The organism is Mesorhizobium sp. M7A.F.Ca.CA.004.04.2.1 (genome assembly GCF_004022825.1).
Taxonomy (GTDB): Bacteria; Pseudomonadota; Alphaproteobacteria; order Rhizobiales; family Rhizobiaceae; genus Mesorhizobium.
The window spans coordinates 1-15,486 of the sequence record NZ_RZPH01000032.1; the positions used below are offsets into that span (position 1 = coordinate 1).

Annotated in this window: 13 protein-coding genes and 2 pseudogenes; 9 read left to right on the top strand and 6 right to left on the bottom strand. The window is 63.1% G+C overall.

Annotated features, from left to right (window positions below; all coding sequences use genetic code 11):
• From EN893_RS03060 to EN893_RS03070, 3 genes and pseudogenes are all read left to right on the top strand, one after another.
• Nucleotides 1-665 (top strand): annotated as a pseudogene (locus EN893_RS03060) (glutamine synthetase); the annotation flags it as partial.
• A complete protein-coding gene (locus tag EN893_RS03065) occupies nucleotides 665-1,432 on the top strand; it encodes an N-formylglutamate amidohydrolase (RefSeq protein ID WP_127267231.1) in 768 nt (255 codons plus the stop codon). The pseudogene EN893_RS03060 and the gene EN893_RS03065, both read left to right, overlap by 1 nt.
• Nucleotides 1,429-2,745, top strand: a complete 1,317-nt coding sequence (locus tag EN893_RS03070; protein ID WP_127267232.1) for an aspartate aminotransferase family protein — start codon at nucleotides 1,429-1,431, stop codon at nucleotides 2,743-2,745. Before EN893_RS03065 ends, EN893_RS03070 begins: the two co-directional genes overlap by 4 nt.
• A 70-nt stretch (nucleotides 2,746-2,815) precedes the next feature.
• Here EN893_RS03070 and EN893_RS03075 read toward each other — a convergent pair whose 3' ends face one another.
• From EN893_RS03075 to uxuA, 4 genes are all read right to left on the bottom strand, one after another.
• Nucleotides 2,816-3,835 carry an NADP-dependent oxidoreductase gene (locus tag EN893_RS03075; protein WP_127267233.1) on the bottom strand — a complete coding sequence of 340 codons (1,020 nt, stop codon included), beginning with the start codon at nucleotides 3,833-3,835 and terminating at the stop codon, nucleotides 2,816-2,818.
• Nucleotides 3,836-3,862: 27 nt separating this feature from the next.
• A complete protein-coding gene (locus EN893_RS03080; protein ID WP_127267234.1) occupies nucleotides 3,863-5,182 on the bottom strand; it encodes an LLM class flavin-dependent oxidoreductase in 1,320 nt (439 codons plus the stop codon).
• 332 nt (nucleotides 5,183-5,514) lie between these two features.
• The gene (locus tag EN893_RS03085) at nucleotides 5,515-6,534 is read right to left on the bottom strand and encodes an isopenicillin N synthase family oxygenase (RefSeq protein ID WP_127267235.1); all 1,020 of its coding nucleotides are present in this window, start codon (nucleotides 6,532-6,534) and stop codon (nucleotides 5,515-5,517) included.
• A gap of 316 nt (nucleotides 6,535-6,850) precedes the next feature.
• Nucleotides 6,851-8,035, bottom strand: a complete 1,185-nt coding sequence (gene uxuA, locus EN893_RS03090) for a mannonate dehydratase (protein WP_127267236.1) — start codon at nucleotides 8,033-8,035, stop codon at nucleotides 6,851-6,853.
• Nucleotides 8,036-8,133: 98 nt separating this feature from the next.
• On the opposite strand from uxuA, the gene EN893_RS03095 reads away from it, so the two are divergent.
• From EN893_RS03095 to EN893_RS03120, 6 genes are all read left to right on the top strand, one after another.
• Entirely contained in the window at nucleotides 8,134-8,919 is a 786-nt protein-coding gene (locus EN893_RS03095; RefSeq protein WP_127267237.1) for an SDR family oxidoreductase, read from the top strand.
• A 259-nt stretch (nucleotides 8,920-9,178) separates the two neighbouring features.
• A complete protein-coding gene (locus EN893_RS03100; protein ID WP_127267238.1) occupies nucleotides 9,179-10,531 on the top strand; it encodes an extracellular solute-binding protein in 1,353 nt (450 codons plus the stop codon).
• Between the two features lie 110 nt (nucleotides 10,532-10,641).
• Complete coding sequence (locus tag EN893_RS03105; RefSeq protein ID WP_128361397.1) at nucleotides 10,642-11,580, top strand: sugar phosphate isomerase/epimerase; 939 nt, start codon at nucleotides 10,642-10,644, stop codon at nucleotides 11,578-11,580.
• Nucleotides 11,577-12,512, top strand: coding sequence for a sugar ABC transporter permease (locus tag EN893_RS03110; RefSeq protein ID WP_127267629.1), 936 nt, complete (start codon nucleotides 11,577-11,579; stop codon nucleotides 12,510-12,512). Before EN893_RS03105 ends, EN893_RS03110 begins: the two co-directional genes overlap by 4 nt.
• Nucleotides 12,512-13,420, top strand: a complete 909-nt coding sequence (locus EN893_RS03115; protein ID WP_127267630.1) for a carbohydrate ABC transporter permease — start codon at nucleotides 12,512-12,514, stop codon at nucleotides 13,418-13,420. The genes EN893_RS03110 and EN893_RS03115 overlap by 1 nt, the downstream gene beginning before the upstream one ends.
• A gap of 1 nt (nucleotide 13,421) precedes the next feature.
• On the top strand, nucleotides 13,422-14,492 hold the full coding sequence (locus EN893_RS03120) for a Gfo/Idh/MocA family oxidoreductase (RefSeq protein ID WP_127267631.1): 1,071 nt from the start codon (nucleotides 13,422-13,424) through the stop codon (nucleotides 14,490-14,492).
• Here EN893_RS03120 and EN893_RS03125 read toward each other — a convergent pair.
• Nucleotides 14,489-15,295, bottom strand: coding sequence for an SDR family NAD(P)-dependent oxidoreductase (locus EN893_RS03125; protein ID WP_127267632.1), 807 nt, complete (start codon nucleotides 15,293-15,295; stop codon nucleotides 14,489-14,491). The genes EN893_RS03120 and EN893_RS03125 overlap by 4 nt on opposite strands.
• Nucleotides 15,292-15,486, bottom strand: a pseudogene (locus EN893_RS03130) (NAD(P)-dependent oxidoreductase); the annotation flags it as partial. The gene EN893_RS03125 and the pseudogene EN893_RS03130, both read right to left, overlap by 4 nt.

Genomic DNA, 15,486 nt, shown 5'->3' on the forward strand with positions numbered 1-15,486 from the left:
CGCCCAAAACCGCGCCAACTGCCGTCGGCAACGGCGTCCACATCCATTTCAGCTTTGTCGACGAGGCCGGCAAGCCGGTGACATACGATCCAACGCAGCCCGGAGGTCTTTCCGCCAAAGCCGGCGCCTTCTGTGCCGGCGTGCTGCGCCATCTGCCTGGAATGACCGCGATGACGGCGTCGAGCGTGTCGTCCTTCTACCGGCTGAAGCCGCACAGCTGGAGTTCGTCCTATACCTGGCTCGCCGACCGCGACCGCGAGGCGTCGCTGCGCATCTGCCCGACTGTGACGATCGGCGGACGCGATCCGGCGCGGCAATACAACATCGAATACCGGGCCGCTGACGCCACCGGCAATCCCTATCTGTCGCTGGCGGCGATCATCCGCGCCGGGCTGGAAGGGCTGAAGGCGGGCCTGCCGTCGCCGCCTTTGGTCACCGGCGACCCGACACTGATGAGCGAGGCTGAGCGGGCGAGTCTCGGTCTGGTGCGCCTGCCCGAAACCCTGCCCGTGGCACTGGACGCGTTGCTGGCCGACGGCATCGTGACGGGATGGTTCGCGCCTGTCTTCATCGAAACCTTCGTCGGCCTCAAGCGACATGAGTCCGAGCGTCTTGCCGGTCTCGATCCGGCCTCCATCTGCGATCTCTACCGGACGCTCTATTGATGACCGCGCAGGCCAGAAAAGATTGGCCCGAGGCCGTCGAGGTCCTCAACGAGCACGGCCGCTCCGATATCGTGCTGTTGTGTGAGCATGCGTCCAACCACATGCCGGCCGAGTATCGGCAGCTCGGCCTCGATGCCAGCCATCTGCAGCGCCACATCGCCTGGGATATCGGCGCCGCCGAAGTGACCCGCCTGCTGTCGTCGAAGCTCGATGCACCGGCCTTCCTCAGCGGTTACTCGCGGCTGCTGATCGACCTCAACCGGCCACTGGGCACGCCAGGCAGCATTCCGGTGCTGTCGGAAGACACCGACATTCCCGGCAATGTCGGCATCGATTCGGCGGAGCGGATCCGGCGCGCCGAGATCATCTTTTCGCCGTTTCATGACCGGGTGACTGCGTATCTTGACCGCCGGGCGCAAGCAGGCCGGCAGACCCGGATCGTGACGATCCATTCCTTCACGCCGGTCTTCCTCGGTGTCAGCAGACCCTGGCATGCCGGCGTGCTGCACGACCAAGCAAGAGATCTCGCAGAAACGATCCTTTCGGGCCTGCGCACCGACGCCGGGCTCAATGTCGCGGCCAACGTGCCCTATGTGATCAGCCGCGACGCCGATTACGCCGTGCCCATTCATGGCGATGATCGCGGCATCCCCGCCGTCCTCGTCGAGATCCGGCAGGACCTTTTGTCGACACGGTCCGGCATCGAGGAATGGGCGGACCGGCTGGCGGCGGCACTGCCGGCGCTCGAAACGGAATCCGTGTCGTGAGCAATCTCAGCCTGCGCGAACGTGATGCCGCGACCATCGCCCAGATCGGCAAGCTGCGTTTCTCCCCGCTCAGCGTCATCGGCGGCCGGGGCAACCGGCTGATCGAGGAAGGCGGCCGCTCCTTGCTCGACCTGTCGGGATCGGCCGGTCCGGCGGTGCTCGGCTACGGCCATCCGGCAATAGTCGAAGCGGTCGAGACGTCGATCCGCGACATGGCGGGCGCCAGCCTGCTGCTCTACCCGAACGAGCCCGCCGTATCGCTGGCGGAGCGGCTGCTGGCGATTACGCCCGGAGAAGGCGAACGACGCGTCTGGTTCGGCCATTCCGGGTCGGATGCCAATGACTGCGCGGTGCGCGTGCTGCAGGCAGCCACCGGCCGCTCGCGCTTCATCTCGTTCATCGGTTCCTATCACGGCAATCTCTCCGGCTCGATGGGCATCAGCGGCCATACCGCCATGACCCACACGCTGCCCCGGCCGGGCGTGCTTCTGCTGCCCTATCCCGATCCGTACCGCCCGAATTTCAGCAGCGAGGACGTGCTTGCCCTGCTCGACTACCAGTTCGAGACCACCTGCCCGCCGCATCAGGTCGCGGCGGTGTTCATTGAGCCGTTGATGTCGGATGGCGGGCTGATCGTGCCGCCGCCCGGCTTTCTCAAGGCATTGCAGGAGCGTTGCCGCAGGCACGGCATCAAGATTGTCGTCGACGAGGTCAAGGTCGGGCTCGCTCGCAGCGGCATGATGCACTGCTTCCAGCATGAAGGACTGACGCCGGACCTCGTCGTCTTCGGCAAAGGCATCGGCGGTGGCTTGCCGTTGTCGGCCGTGATCGGCCCTAAGGGGATCATGGACCATGCGCCGGCCTTCGCGCTGCAGACAACCGCAGGCAATCCGGTGGCGACATCGGCCGGCAACGCGGTGCTGAAGACGATCGAGACGGACGGCCTGGTCGAGCGCTCGGCGCGGATCGGCATGCTGTTTTCCGACGCATTGCGGGCGCTTGGCGACAGACACGAGATCATCGGCGACGTGCGCGGGCGCGGGCTTGCCATCGGCGTCGACCTGGTCAAGGACCGCACGACACGTGAGCCGGTTGCGGCGGCGACCACGGCCAAGATCATCTATCGCGGCTATGAGTTGGGTGCAGCCTTCACCTATGTCGGGTTGAGGGCCAATGTGCTGGAGTTCATGCCACCGCTGACGCTGACGGAAGACGAGATGACCGAGGGCGTCGCGATCGTCGACCAGGCAATCGCTGACGTGAATGCCGGCAAGGTCTCGGATGCGGACGTCGCCTCCTTCATGATGTGGTGAACAAAAAAGGCGCCGCGCCGGGCTGCGACAGCGATTGTCTCGGCAGCCCCGGCTCATCGTTGTGCAACAATTATTCCGCGATACGCACGATCAGCTTGCCGAAATTCCTGCCTTCGAGAAGGCCGAGAAAGGCCTGAGGCGCATTTTCGATGCCGTCCACGATATCTTCCCTGTAGCGGACGCGGCCGGACGCTATCCATTCGGCCATCTCGCGATAGAAGGCCGGGCGCTGGTCGACAAATTCGCGCTGGATAAAACCCCTTATCGTCAGGCTGCGGTGCAGCACTTGCTGCATCAATGTCGGCAACCGGTCGGTGCCGGCATCCGCGATGACGTTGTACTGCGCGATCAGCCCGCAGACCGGCACACGCGCAAATTCGTTCAGCAGCGGAAACACCGCGTCCCAGACAGGACCGCCGACATTTTCGAAATAGATGTCGATGCCGCCGGGGCAAGCTGCCTTCAACTGCTCTGCAAAATCGTCGGCCCGGTGATCGACGACCGCGTCAAAGCCGAGCTCTTCTCGCACGAAGGCGCACTTTTCGGCACCGCCGGCAATGCCGACGGCACGCGCACCCTTGATGCGCGCGATCTGGCCAACGGCCGACCCGACCGCGCCGCTGGCGGCCGCGACGACGACCGTCTCGCCAGGCTTCGGCTGCCCGATGGTGAGCAGACCGGCATAGGCCGTAAAGCCCGGCATGCCGAGCACGCCGAGCGCGGTTGTTATGGGTGCAGCCGCGGGATCGAGCTTGCGCAGCCCGACACCGTCGGACAGGGCGAAACTCTGCCATCCGGAGTGGGACAGGACGATATCGCCTTCAGCAAATTCCGGATGGCGAGAGATCATCACACGCGCGACGGTGCCGCCTTCCATCACACCGTCGACATCGACCGGCTTGGCATAGGATTTGGTGGCGTTCATACGACCGCGCATATAGGGATCGAGCGACAGATAAAGGATCTGCAACAGCAGTTCGCCCTCTCCCGGCTGGTCAAGGTCAACCGTCTCGATGCGGAAATGATCCGGCTTCGGCCGGCCTTGCGGTCGCGCCGCGAGCACGATGCGGGTGTTGGACTGGATTGACATGGAGACCTCTCCGCGAAGGATGTTCTACTAGAAAAACCGGTTGGGCGGCCGCTTCAAGCCGAGATTCTCGCGCAGTGTCGACCCCTCATATTGCCGCCTGAAGATGCCTCGCCGTTGCAATTCCGGTACCACTTTCTCGGCAAAATCATCCAGCCCTGCCGGCAGGTAGGGAAACATGATGTTGAACCCGTCAGAGCCCTCGGCAACCAGCCATTCCTCCATCTCGTCGGCGATTGTTTCAGGCGTGCCGACAAAAGCAAGGCCGGAATAGCCGCCCAGCCTTTGCGCAAGCTGCCTGACGGTCAGGTTCTCCTCGCGTGCCAGTTCGATGACGCGCTCGCGGCCACTCCTGCTCGCATTGGTCTCGGGGATTTCGGGCAAGGGCGCGTCCGGGTCAAATCCGGACGCATCGTGTCCGATCGCGATCGACAGCGAGGCGATGCCGCTCTCGTAGTAGACGAGGCTGTCGAGCTTCGCCCGCCTGGCCTGCGCGTCCTCGACGCTGTCGCCGACAACGACAAAGGCGCCAGGCAGGATCTTGATGTCGTCACGCGAGCGGCCGAGTTTCTCCGCACGGCCTTTGACGTCGGCAAAGAAACGCTGTCCCGCCGCGATATCCGCATGGGCGGCGAAAATGACCTCCGCTGTCTCCGCCGCCAGTTGGCGTCCAGCCTCCGACGCGCCGGCCTGGACGACGACCGGCCAACCCTGGATTGGCCGGGCGATGTTGAGCGGCCCACGCACCGAGAGATGTTCGCCCTTGTGGTCGAGCACATGCAGCCTGGCCGGATCGAAATAGAACCCGCTTTCGGCGTCGCGGATGAAGGCATCGTCGGCAAAGCTGTCCCACAGGCCGGTGACGACATCGTAGAATTCCCGCGCCCGCCGGTAGCGCTCATCATGCTCGACATGCTCGTCGAGGCCGAAGTTCAGCGCCGCGTCAGGGTTGGACGTGGTGACGATGTTCCAGCCGGCGCGTCCACCGCTGATATGGTCCAGCGAGGCGAAGCGGCGAGCAACATGATAGGGCGCGTCGAACGTCGTCGATGCGGTGGCGACCAGCCCGATATGGTCAGTGACGGCGGCGAGCGCCGACAGTAGCGTGAACGGCTCGAACGAGGTGACCGTGTGGCTGCGCCGCAAAGCCTCGATCGGCATGTTCAGAACGGCCAGATGGTCGGCCATGAAGAAGGCGTCGAACTTCGCCGCTTCCAGGGTCTGGGCGAAGCGCTTCAGATGCGCGAAATTGAAATTGGCGTCGGGATAGGCGCCCGGATAGCGCCAGGCGCCGGTGTGCAGGCTGACGGGGCGCATGAAGGCGCCGAGGCGCAGTTGTTTTCGTGTCATGAAAGATGTTCCGCCGATCGATACAGTCGAGCACAGTGCTCGAATCCTTCTCAGGATCGGACGGTCAGCCCAACTCGGGAAGGTATTCTGTTCCGCTGCGCCGGGCTTTTGCAGCATTTCAGTTTTGCGCCTGATACCCCAGGACAAAAAAGGCCGGGCTCGAATACGGCCCGGCCAAAAAGAAGGTCAAAACCTTCAGAGGGGAACACCGTTCGGCGAAATGGGAGGAAACCGCCGAACGATTTTACCTTTTTGAGCTTATTTCCAAGCCTTGGCGACGAATGGCATTCCAAAAAACATGCCAAACGGCAAAAATTCGTGCCAGGCGACCGTCACGAACCCACCGTTCCAGTCTCCAGAAGATCGGCATAGTGGCGGCGTGCCACGTCGGGATGGGAACGCAGCCGGCTTTTGAGCACATTGGTGCCGACATCGCGGAACAAGGGGTTGTCGGGATCGCTTGCCGGTCCGCGCGCCTGCGCCGCCAGTTCCTCGGAAAGGCCGAGAAGCGGGATGGTCGCATCGAGCCGCGCGCTGAAGAAGAAGGGAACGGAAATCCGCTCGACGCCGGCAGGCGGCGTCACGACGCGGTGCACGGTGGCCCGCAGATATCCATTCGATGCGAGTTCGAGCAGTTCGCCGATGTTGACGACCAGCGTTCCGGGCAGCGGATCCACATTCACCCAGCTTCCGTCATATTCGACCTGCAGCCCCTTGTTGTCGTCCTGCAGCAGCAGGGTCAGGAAGCCGCCATCCTTGTGCGCGCCGACGCCCTGGTCGCCTTCGGTCGCGTCACGGCCGGGATAACGAACGATCTTCATACGATGGTTGGGCGAGTCCCGGTAGATCGCGTCGAAGGCGTCCTCGGGCTGATCGAGCGATAGCGCGAAGGCTTTCAACAGCCGAATCGCCACCGCGGTCGCCTTGGCCTGCCATGCAAGCAGTGCCGGCTTGAGCTCCGGCAGTGCAGGCGGCCACTGGTTCGGCCCCTGCAGCCGTGTCCACGGTGCAATTCCAGGTCCCTGCGCTATGGGCTGGCGCTCGACGCCGATGTCGAGTTGCTCACGCCAGTCGGCCGCGCCCTTGGTCAGTTCGCCACCGGCGCGGGTATAGCCGCGGAACTGCTGGGATTTGACCATTTCGATCGCCAGCTTGTCGGCCTCCGGCAGCGCGAAGAACCGGCGCGAGGCGTCGATCACGTCGTCGATCTCCGAGGCCGAAATTCCGTGGCCGCTGAGGTAAAAGAAGCCGACGTCCCGAGCCGCCGTGCGCAGGTCCAGGAGAAAGGTACGATACTCGGAAGCACCTTGTTCGAGACGGCTCAGATCGAGCACCGGCACAATTCTGGGCATGCTCAGGTTCCTTCTTTTCTCTGCCTTGGCTTAGGAGAAATAGAAGCGACCACCGGCAAGAGCTTCGAGAATGAATGCATCTCAAAGTGACACGCAAGGCGTGCCGATCAAAGCAACAGGAAGTCCAATCTGGCCCGAATGGAAGAACGTCAGCGCTGCATATTGTGAACTGCCGGCAAATAATTTCCCGACACGTGCTTTACCCGCCATGCCTCTCGTAGGCCGCACTTTCCAGTGCGACATCGTATAAGTCACAGCGGAAGCGCAACCGCGCGTGATCGCCTGTAAATCCGCCAGCCGACCGGCCGGAGCGCATTCAAGCCAGCTCGAACCGCTCGATGGCGCGCATGATGCCACGCAGCTCGGCGAGGCCTTTCAGCCGGCCGATCAGCGAATAGCCAGGATTGAGCCTGGTCTTGCCGATATCGTCGGCGAGCAGATGGCCATGGTCGGGCCGCATAGGAATGCGCCAGTCGGCGCGGCCTTCCCGACGGCGGCGCGCCTCTTCCTGCATCAGAGCCAGGATAACATGCGCCATGTCGGTGCCGCCCTCGAGATGCTCGGCCTCGTGGAACGAGCCGTCATCCTCGATGGTGATGTTGCGCAGATGGGCGAAATGGATGCGGTCGGCGAACTCCTTGACCATGGCGACGATGTCGTTGTCGGCGCGCGTGCCATAGGAGCCGGTGCAGAACGTCAGGCCGTTGGCGGGGCTGTCGACGGCGTTGAGGATGAAACGCGCATCCTCGGCGGTCGAAACGATGCGCGGCAGGCCATAGAGCGAGAAGGGCGGGTCGTCGGGATGGATGCACATGCGCACCCCCTCCTCTTCGGCCACCGGAATGATCTCGCGCAGGAACCAGGCAAGGTTGTCGCGCAGCTCCTTCGGTCCGATCGCATCATAGTCCGCCAGGGCCTCGCGAAAACTGTCCCTGTCATAGCTGCGCTCGGTCGCAGGCAGGCCGGTGATCAGGTTGCGCTCGATCCTGTCGATCGCTTCGCTGCTCAATTCCTTCAGCCGCGCTTCCGCCTCGGCAATGCGGGCGGGGGTATAGCCGGCCTCGGCATTGACGCGCTTCAGCACAAACAAATCGTAGGCCGCGAAATCGATGGCGTCGAAACGCAACGCATAACCTGTCGTTGGCAGCCGATAGGCGAGATCCGTGCGCGTCCAGTCGACCACCGGCATGAAATTGTAGCAGACCGTCGCAATGCCGGCCTTGGCGAGCGCGCGAATTGAGTCACGATAGTAGCCGGCATAGCGCTCGCGTTCCGGCGCGCCGATCTTGAATGAATTGTGGACCGGAATGCTCTCGACCACCGACCATGTCAGGCCGGCGGCCTCGATGACACGCTTGCGCTCCAGAATGCTCTCGAGCGGCCAGGCGCGCCCGTCATAGATATCGTGCAAGGCGCTCACCACGCCGGTCGCACCGGCCTGCCTGACATGATCGAGCGTTACCGGGTCGTTCGGTCCATACCAGCGCCAGCACTGTTCCATAGCCGCTTCCTTCTGCGAGAGGATGGCAACCTATTGTTGGACCACAATGGGTGTCAAACTAGGAACGGTTTCGGACAGCGAATGAAGGAGTTTTCCCAATGAAGGATTTCGACGGCAAGGTGGCTTTGGTGACGGGCACGACCGGGATTGGCCTCGCAACCGCCAGACGCCTCGCTGCAGGGGGTGCTGCGATCGTCGCCTGCGGCATCGACCGCGCGGCCAATACTGCGCTGAAAGCGGAACTGGAAAGCTCCGCAGCCGGGGCGCTGGTCATAGACGCCGACGTCTCCGTGCCCGATCAGGTTCGCGACGCGGTCGCGGCCGGCGTGGAGCGGTTCGGCGGCCTCGATATCATCGTCAATTCGGCGGCGGTGCATCCGTACGGAACCGCGACCAGCACCGATTTCGAGACCTGGAACAGGGCGATGTCGGTCAATGTCGGGTCCATCTATCTGACCGCACATTTCGGCATCCCGGAAATGGTCCGCATGGGCGGCGGCGCCATCGTCAACGTCGCTTCGGTGCAGGGCTTTGCCTGCCAGCAAAACGTCGCCGCCTATGCCACCACCAAGGGCGCCATCCACACGCTGACGCGTGCCCTGGCCCTCGACCATGCGCGCTCCGGCATCCGCGTCAATTCCGTCAGCCCGGGCTCGATCCGCACCCCAATCCTGGAGAAGGCCGCCCGCGGGCAGAACGGCACGGATGCCGATGTCGAGGCCGCCTACAAGCGCTTCGGCGAAGCGCACCCCATCGGACGCATCGGCGAGCCGGAGGAAGTGGCCGAACTCATCGCTTTCCTGTGTTCGTCGAAGGCCGGCTTCTGCACTGGCGCGGACTACAAGATCGATGGCGGCCTGACCGCCGGCATCGGCGTGAAGTAGATTGCGAAGATTGGGGCTTGTCCGTCACCGGGAGCAGCCAGCATCCGACAATTGGTTTGCCGATCTTCTTGCAGATCAATGCCCAAGCAAATTGAACACCGCACGGGCCACGCCGAACATGAAAGGGGGCGGTGCGATCGATGAAATAATAGGCATTGTTGCCGATTGACAAAAACATCAACAGGCGACCAAGATCATATGACCATCAACGATATTGGTCCCGAGGTTGCCCCTCGGCATTGGCGTAAAGGAGAGCCAGATGCCCCTTCAGCAGAGAGTGACCCATCGTCCTAAACAACGTCCCGCCGCTCCCATCCTCGCCACCGCACTGCTAGGTCTCGGCCTGATCACAGTGCCCGGCATCGGCCACGCCGACGGGATCACGCTCAAGATTTTCGGCGGCTCGGCGCTCGACGAACTCGCGCCGCGTCAACCGCCGGACGAGCAAAAGAAAATCCAGCAACAGGTCATCGACGGCTTCCTCAAGGCCAACCCCGACGTCGCCGCCGTCGAATGGGATGCCCAGGGGCCGCAAACCGATTCCATTCAGCGCGTGATGACCGCAAAACTTGCAAACCAGGAAATGGACCTGATCGCCTGCCCGGCCTTCTACACCAATGGCGCCTATGTCAGGCGCAAACTGGTGATGCCGATTGCCGACAAGATCAAGCCGTTCCAGGACAGGATCGACGCCGCTGCACTTGGCGCCTTCACGGTCAACGGCCAAGTCTACGGCGTGCCGATCTCGACGCTGTCGACATCGACGATCTTCTACAATGTCGATCTCTTTCAGAAGCTCGCCATTCCTGTCCCGCCAACCTATGACGACCTGAAGGCAGCCGTGCCGAAGTTCAAGACCGAGGGCGTGATCCCTCTGCTGCATCAGGGCTCGAACACCGTGATGTGGCCGATGTGGTACTTCGAGACCTTCTCGCAGGCCTCGGGCGACCCGGTCGGCAAGACGCAGAAGAACCTCGAGGGTACGGCCAAGTTCACCGACGCGCCCGATGTCGAGGGCTTCAAGCTGATCAAGCAATGGGTCGATGATGGCATCCTTTCCAAGGATTCGCTTTCCGTCGACCAGGACGGCATGCGTGCGGCGTTCGCCGCCGGCAAGAGCGCCATGTATTATGGCGGCACCTGGGAAATCCCGTCGCTCCAGTCGAGCGTCAAGGACTTCAAATGGGGCGTCTTCGCCTTTCCGAAAATGGACGGAACGCCGGGAGCGCCCGGCCATGGCGGCGGTGCCGACAACGGCATGTGCGTCGCCTCCTCGATCCCGCCCGAGAAGCTCGATGCCGCGGTCAAATTCATCGAATATCTGACACGGCCTGAAGTCGCGACGCTCTACCTCGCGCCGGAACAGCCGATCGCGGCCTCGATCAAGGGCGTGCCGCAGGTCGACGATGCCTATGCCGTCGAATTGCGCAAGCAAGCCTTCCCGAACACGATCAAGTTCCTCGACTGGATCTGGCCCTCGGAGGTCGCGAGCGCCACGTCTTCGGCAATCGCCGGCATCGTCGGCGGCACCACGACGCCCGAAGACGCCGCCGCATCGATCCAGACCATCTTCGATGACCTCAAGGCCCAGGGCAGCTGGCCGCCCAAATGAGGCCCTGAAGTAGCGCCTGCAAGCGAGCGCCCATCCAGCCGGGCTGATGTGCCAGGCAAGAAAAACAGAGGCTGCCTGCTTCGGGCAGCCTCGCCCATCGGAGAAAACACATGATGACACATCGCGCCGAACGGCAGCGCTTCTCGATCGGCTATCATCTGAACAGCTGGGACCTGACCGGCCTTCCGCTCAGGCCGGCCATCAAGTTTCTCGCCGACCAGGGCTTCGGCTGGTTCGAGATCCTCGCCTTCACCAGCCTGTCGGACCAGTACGCCCGCAAATACATGCAGCTCGGCAACCAGGCGCCGATGGGAGTGACCACCGACACCGACATCTTGCGGCGCTATGCGCTGCTGTCGGAAGGCCAGAGCGAGTATGGCATCAAGCTCTCCTCCTTCTACGTCAATGCGATCTTCACCAACCCTGTCGCCTGGCCTTATGAACGTGACGTGCTCGTCGCGCTGGCCAGGATGTTGAAGGGCTTCGGCTCACCGGTGCTGGTTCTCGGCGGCGGTCCCTCGGAAGCCGCTGCCGGGGCGTACACGGCCGACGACTACCGCGCCTTTTGCCGGGCGCTCGAGGATATCGGCAGGCGGACAAAGGACCTTGGCATCGAGACGGTCTATCACCCGCACCTCGACACCTTCATCGAGCGCCGCGACCAGCTCGACCGCATGATGGATGAACTGGATACCGACCTGGCCGGCCTGTGCATCGATCCGGCGCATCTTGCCCACACCAATTCCGATCCGGTCGACGCGGTCAGGACCTACATTTCCGCCGTGCGCTACATGCATTTCAAGGACACCAGGGTCGATCCGGCGTTGAAGGGCTATGACCGCTATGGCGCTTTCTGCGAGCTCGGCGCCGGGGTCGTCGATCTCGCTGGCATCGTCGACGTCCTGCTGGATGCAAACTACGATGGCCTCGCCATCATCGAGCTGGATGCGTCCAAGAAAACGGCAGAGCAAAGCACGCTCGAGAGCATCGCCTATGTCAGGGACACGCTCGGGCTGGTGCTGACCCCGCAAGGCGCGAAGGCCACATGAGCACGCGACCGCAAGAGGAGGCTCCTGTTTCGAGCCGATCCGGCACCTGGCGCTTCAATGCCGGGGACGGGGCGGTCGCATTCGTCATGATCCTGCCCGCCGCGATCCTCTTCGGTCTTTTCTACCTCTGGCCGTTCGTCAACGGCTTCTGGCTCAGCCTGCACAATTGGGACGGGTTTTCCGACCCGACCTGGGCAGGTATTTCCAACTACAAGCGCCTCGTGCACGATCGCATTTTCCTCGGTGCGCTGCGCAACAATTTGATTTTCGTCGTTGCCGTCGTGGTCCTGAAGAACGCGCTCGGCCTCGGGCTGGCGCTGCTTCTGAACCGGGCGCTGCTTGGCCGCGCCTTCTTCCGCGCCGCCGCTTTCGTCCCGGTGACGATGTCCTTCGTTGCCGTCGGCCTGCTCTGGTCCTGGATCTACAATCCCGTCTTCGGCCTGCTCAACAGCGGGCTCGATCTCATTGGCCTCGCCGGGCTGAAACGATCATGGCTCGGCGACGCCGACATCGCGCTCTACTCGATCATCGTCGTCGATGTCTGGAAATGGCTCGGCTTCCATGCCGTCATCTATCTGGCCGGGCTGCAGACGATCCCCTCGGAACTTTATGAATCCGCGAAAATGGACGGCGCCGGCCCCTTGCAGCGTTTCCGGCACGTCACCGTTCCGATGATGATGCCGATCATCTTCATCAACACCATCCTCGGCCTTTCCGGCGCCTTCGTGCGCAATTTCGACATCGTCTATGTCCTGACCAAGGGCGGCCCGAACCACGCCACCGAAGTGGTGCTCACCTACATGATGAGCAAGGCCTTCCAGGACGGCGCCATGAGCTACGCCGCGGCGATCGGCTATGTGCTGTTCATGATCGTCGGGCTGGCCAGTGTCGGCCTGCTGGCCCTGATGCGCAGGCAAAGGCTCGACGTCTGATGAGAGCAGCCGCCAACCCTCCAATTTCGCTGGACGATGGCGCCGCCGGCTCTCGCCGTCGCGGGCTCATGCAGCGCCTCGGCATGCGCGGCATCCTCGAACTTGGCGGCATCTATGCCGCGCTCGTCCTCGTGCTCTTCGAGACCGTTTATCCGCTGCTTTGGGTGCTGTTCGGTTCGCTCAAGACCAAGCAGGAAATGCTCAGCAATGTCTGGGGTCCGCCATCGAGCCTGGTGCTGCAGAACTATGCCGATGCCTGGCGGATCGCCGGCATGGGATCGCGCATCGTCAACAGCATCTTCGTCACCGGCTCGGCATTGATCATTCTGGTGGCCGTCGCGACGCCGTGCGCCTATGCGGTGGCGCGTCTTCGTTTCCCCGGACGCGGTCTTGTGGTCGCAGTCGCGGTTGCGGCCATGCTGGTGCCGCCGCAGGTGATGGCCATTCCGCTGTTCCTGGTGGCGCGCGATCTCGGCCTGATAAACAGCCGGCTCGGCATTGCCTTCATCTATGCCGCGACGTCGCTGCCGCTTTCGGTCTTCATCCTACGCAGCTTCTTCATCACATTGCCGGCCGACCTCGAAGATGCCGCGCGCATCGATGGCGCCAGCCGGCTCGAGATCCTGATCCACATCATGCTGCCCCTGGTGCGGCCGGGCGTTGCGCTGATCCTCATCTTCGGCTTCATCGAGATCTGGAATGATTTCTTCCTGGCCTTCCTGCTGTTGCGCGACCCTTCGGTGCAGACCATCCCGCTTGGACTGGTCAGCTTCTTCCAGCAATACGACTCGCTCTGGACGCTCTATTTCGCCGCGTTGACGATCACGACACTGCCGGTGATCGTCGTCTTTGTCGCCATGCAACGGCAGTTCATCGCCGGCCTGACAGCCGGCGCCGTGAAGGGTTGACATGCAGGATCGCGTTATTGGCGTCGGCGTCATCGGCTGCGGCGAGATCGCCCAGCTGATGCACTTGCCTTATCTGATGGAATTGCCGGCGTTTCGCATCGCCGCCTTGTGCGACATCTCTCCCGGCACGGCCGACAAGGTCGCGGAACATTATGGCGTCACTGCCAGATATACCGACCATCGCGCGCTGCTTGCCGACCCGAATGTCGATGCGGTCGTGATCTGCACCTACGATCATGGCGAGATGGTTGCCGATGCAATCCGCGCCGGCAAGCACCTGATCGTCGAGAAGCCGCTTGCCTTCACGCCGCAGGAGGCGCGCCCGCTGGTCGAGCAGGCCGAGCGGAGCGGCCTCGTCGCCCTTGTCGGCTACATGAAATTCTATGATCCCGGCTATGAGACCGGGCTGGAGCGCATCGCCGCCATCGGCCGGCCGAAGTCGATCCATGTCCACGATTTCGCCGGCCGCTTCGACCGTTATGGCCAACTCTACACGCAGACCAGGGTCACCGACGTGCCGGCCGATGTGTTGGCGGCGGGGCGCGAAACGGTCGCTCGGCGCATCGAGGCGGCGCTCGGTGTGGACCATGCCGGCTATCGCGATCTCTATCTTGTACTGCTCAGCCTCGCCAGCCACGACCTTGCCGTCATGCGCGGTGCTTTCGGCACACCCGACCGCGTCGTCCATGCACAGCAGACCGGCCCGAACCAGTTGCTGGCCGTGCTCGACTATGGCGGCGTCCCTTGCCTCTTCGACATGGCACTTGCCCAGTATGAATGGTGGGACGAGTGGATCCATGTGCATGGCGAGCGCGACGAGGTGCGGATCGAATTCCAGAACCCCTATTTCCGCAATGCCTCGGCGACTGTCCGGCTACGTGAAACGACAGGCGAGGCTGCATCCGAACGCGTTCTGCCTGGCGTTCCTGATACGTCGTTCCGCCGCGAGTGGCTGCATTTCGCCGATTGCATCCTTGCCGGCGCGAAACCGCGCACGCCGCTTTCGGGCGGGCTCGCCGATCTCGATCTTGCCATCCGGATTATCCAGGCAATGCCGCCGAAAAGACTTTAGCGAAATTTCGGAAACGCGCCGCCATCAGGGGCATTGGCCCAGCTCTGCAAGGTCTGGCCGCCGTCGATCAGCCAATCCACGCCTGTGACGTGCTTCGCCTCGTCGGAGGCCAGGAAAGCCACGGCGGCCGCGACATCGTCCGGCTGGCCGATGCGGCGCAACGGAATGCGGTCGGCGAAATGCTGAACGCTGCTCTTGAATTCGCCGTTGCCGGAAGCTGGCACGCCAAGCGTCGTCTCGATCACGCCGGGGCAGATGGCATTGACGCGTATGCCATAGGGCGCGGCATCGAGCGCCGCGACCCGCGTCAGGCCGACCACGCCGTGTTTGGAAGCGACATAGCCAGCTCCCCCCGAAAGGACGTCCCAACCGGCCATGGACGAGCCCATGTTGACGATCGAGCCACCGGTCCCGGCCTTGATCATCGCCCGAAGCGAAGCCTGCAGCACGAGGAAGATGCCGCGCAGATTGATGCGGATGGTCGTATCCCAGTCCTCGACCGGCAGGTCGTGAACGGGAGCGACGACGCCGGAAATGCCGGCATTGTTGAACACCACGTCGAGGCCGCCGAACGTCTCGACGGTCGCCTCGACGGCGCGCCGCACATCCGCTTCGTCGGTGACGTCGGCTTCGATGGCAATGGCGTTTTCACCCAGTGAGCGAGCCAGTTGCTGCGCCGCCGCGCCATTGCGGTCGACAATGGCGACCCGCGCGCCTTCGTCAAGGAAACGCCGCACCGCTGCGCTGCCGATCGCGCCGGCGCCGCCGGTGACGAGAACATTCTGTTTTTCGAACCGTTTCATTGTCCGGCCTCCGGCTTCGGATAGGAACGCCACGAATGGCTTGGCTCGAAGCCGATCGTTTCGCGCGCATGGATCGTGTCGAGCACGGCGCCGAAACCGGCGATCGGCCGTGACAGGGGGACATCAGGGTAGACCCGGCGCACGAGCGCTTCGGTTTCCTCTTCCATGAATGTGTCGGCGGCGCTCAGGAC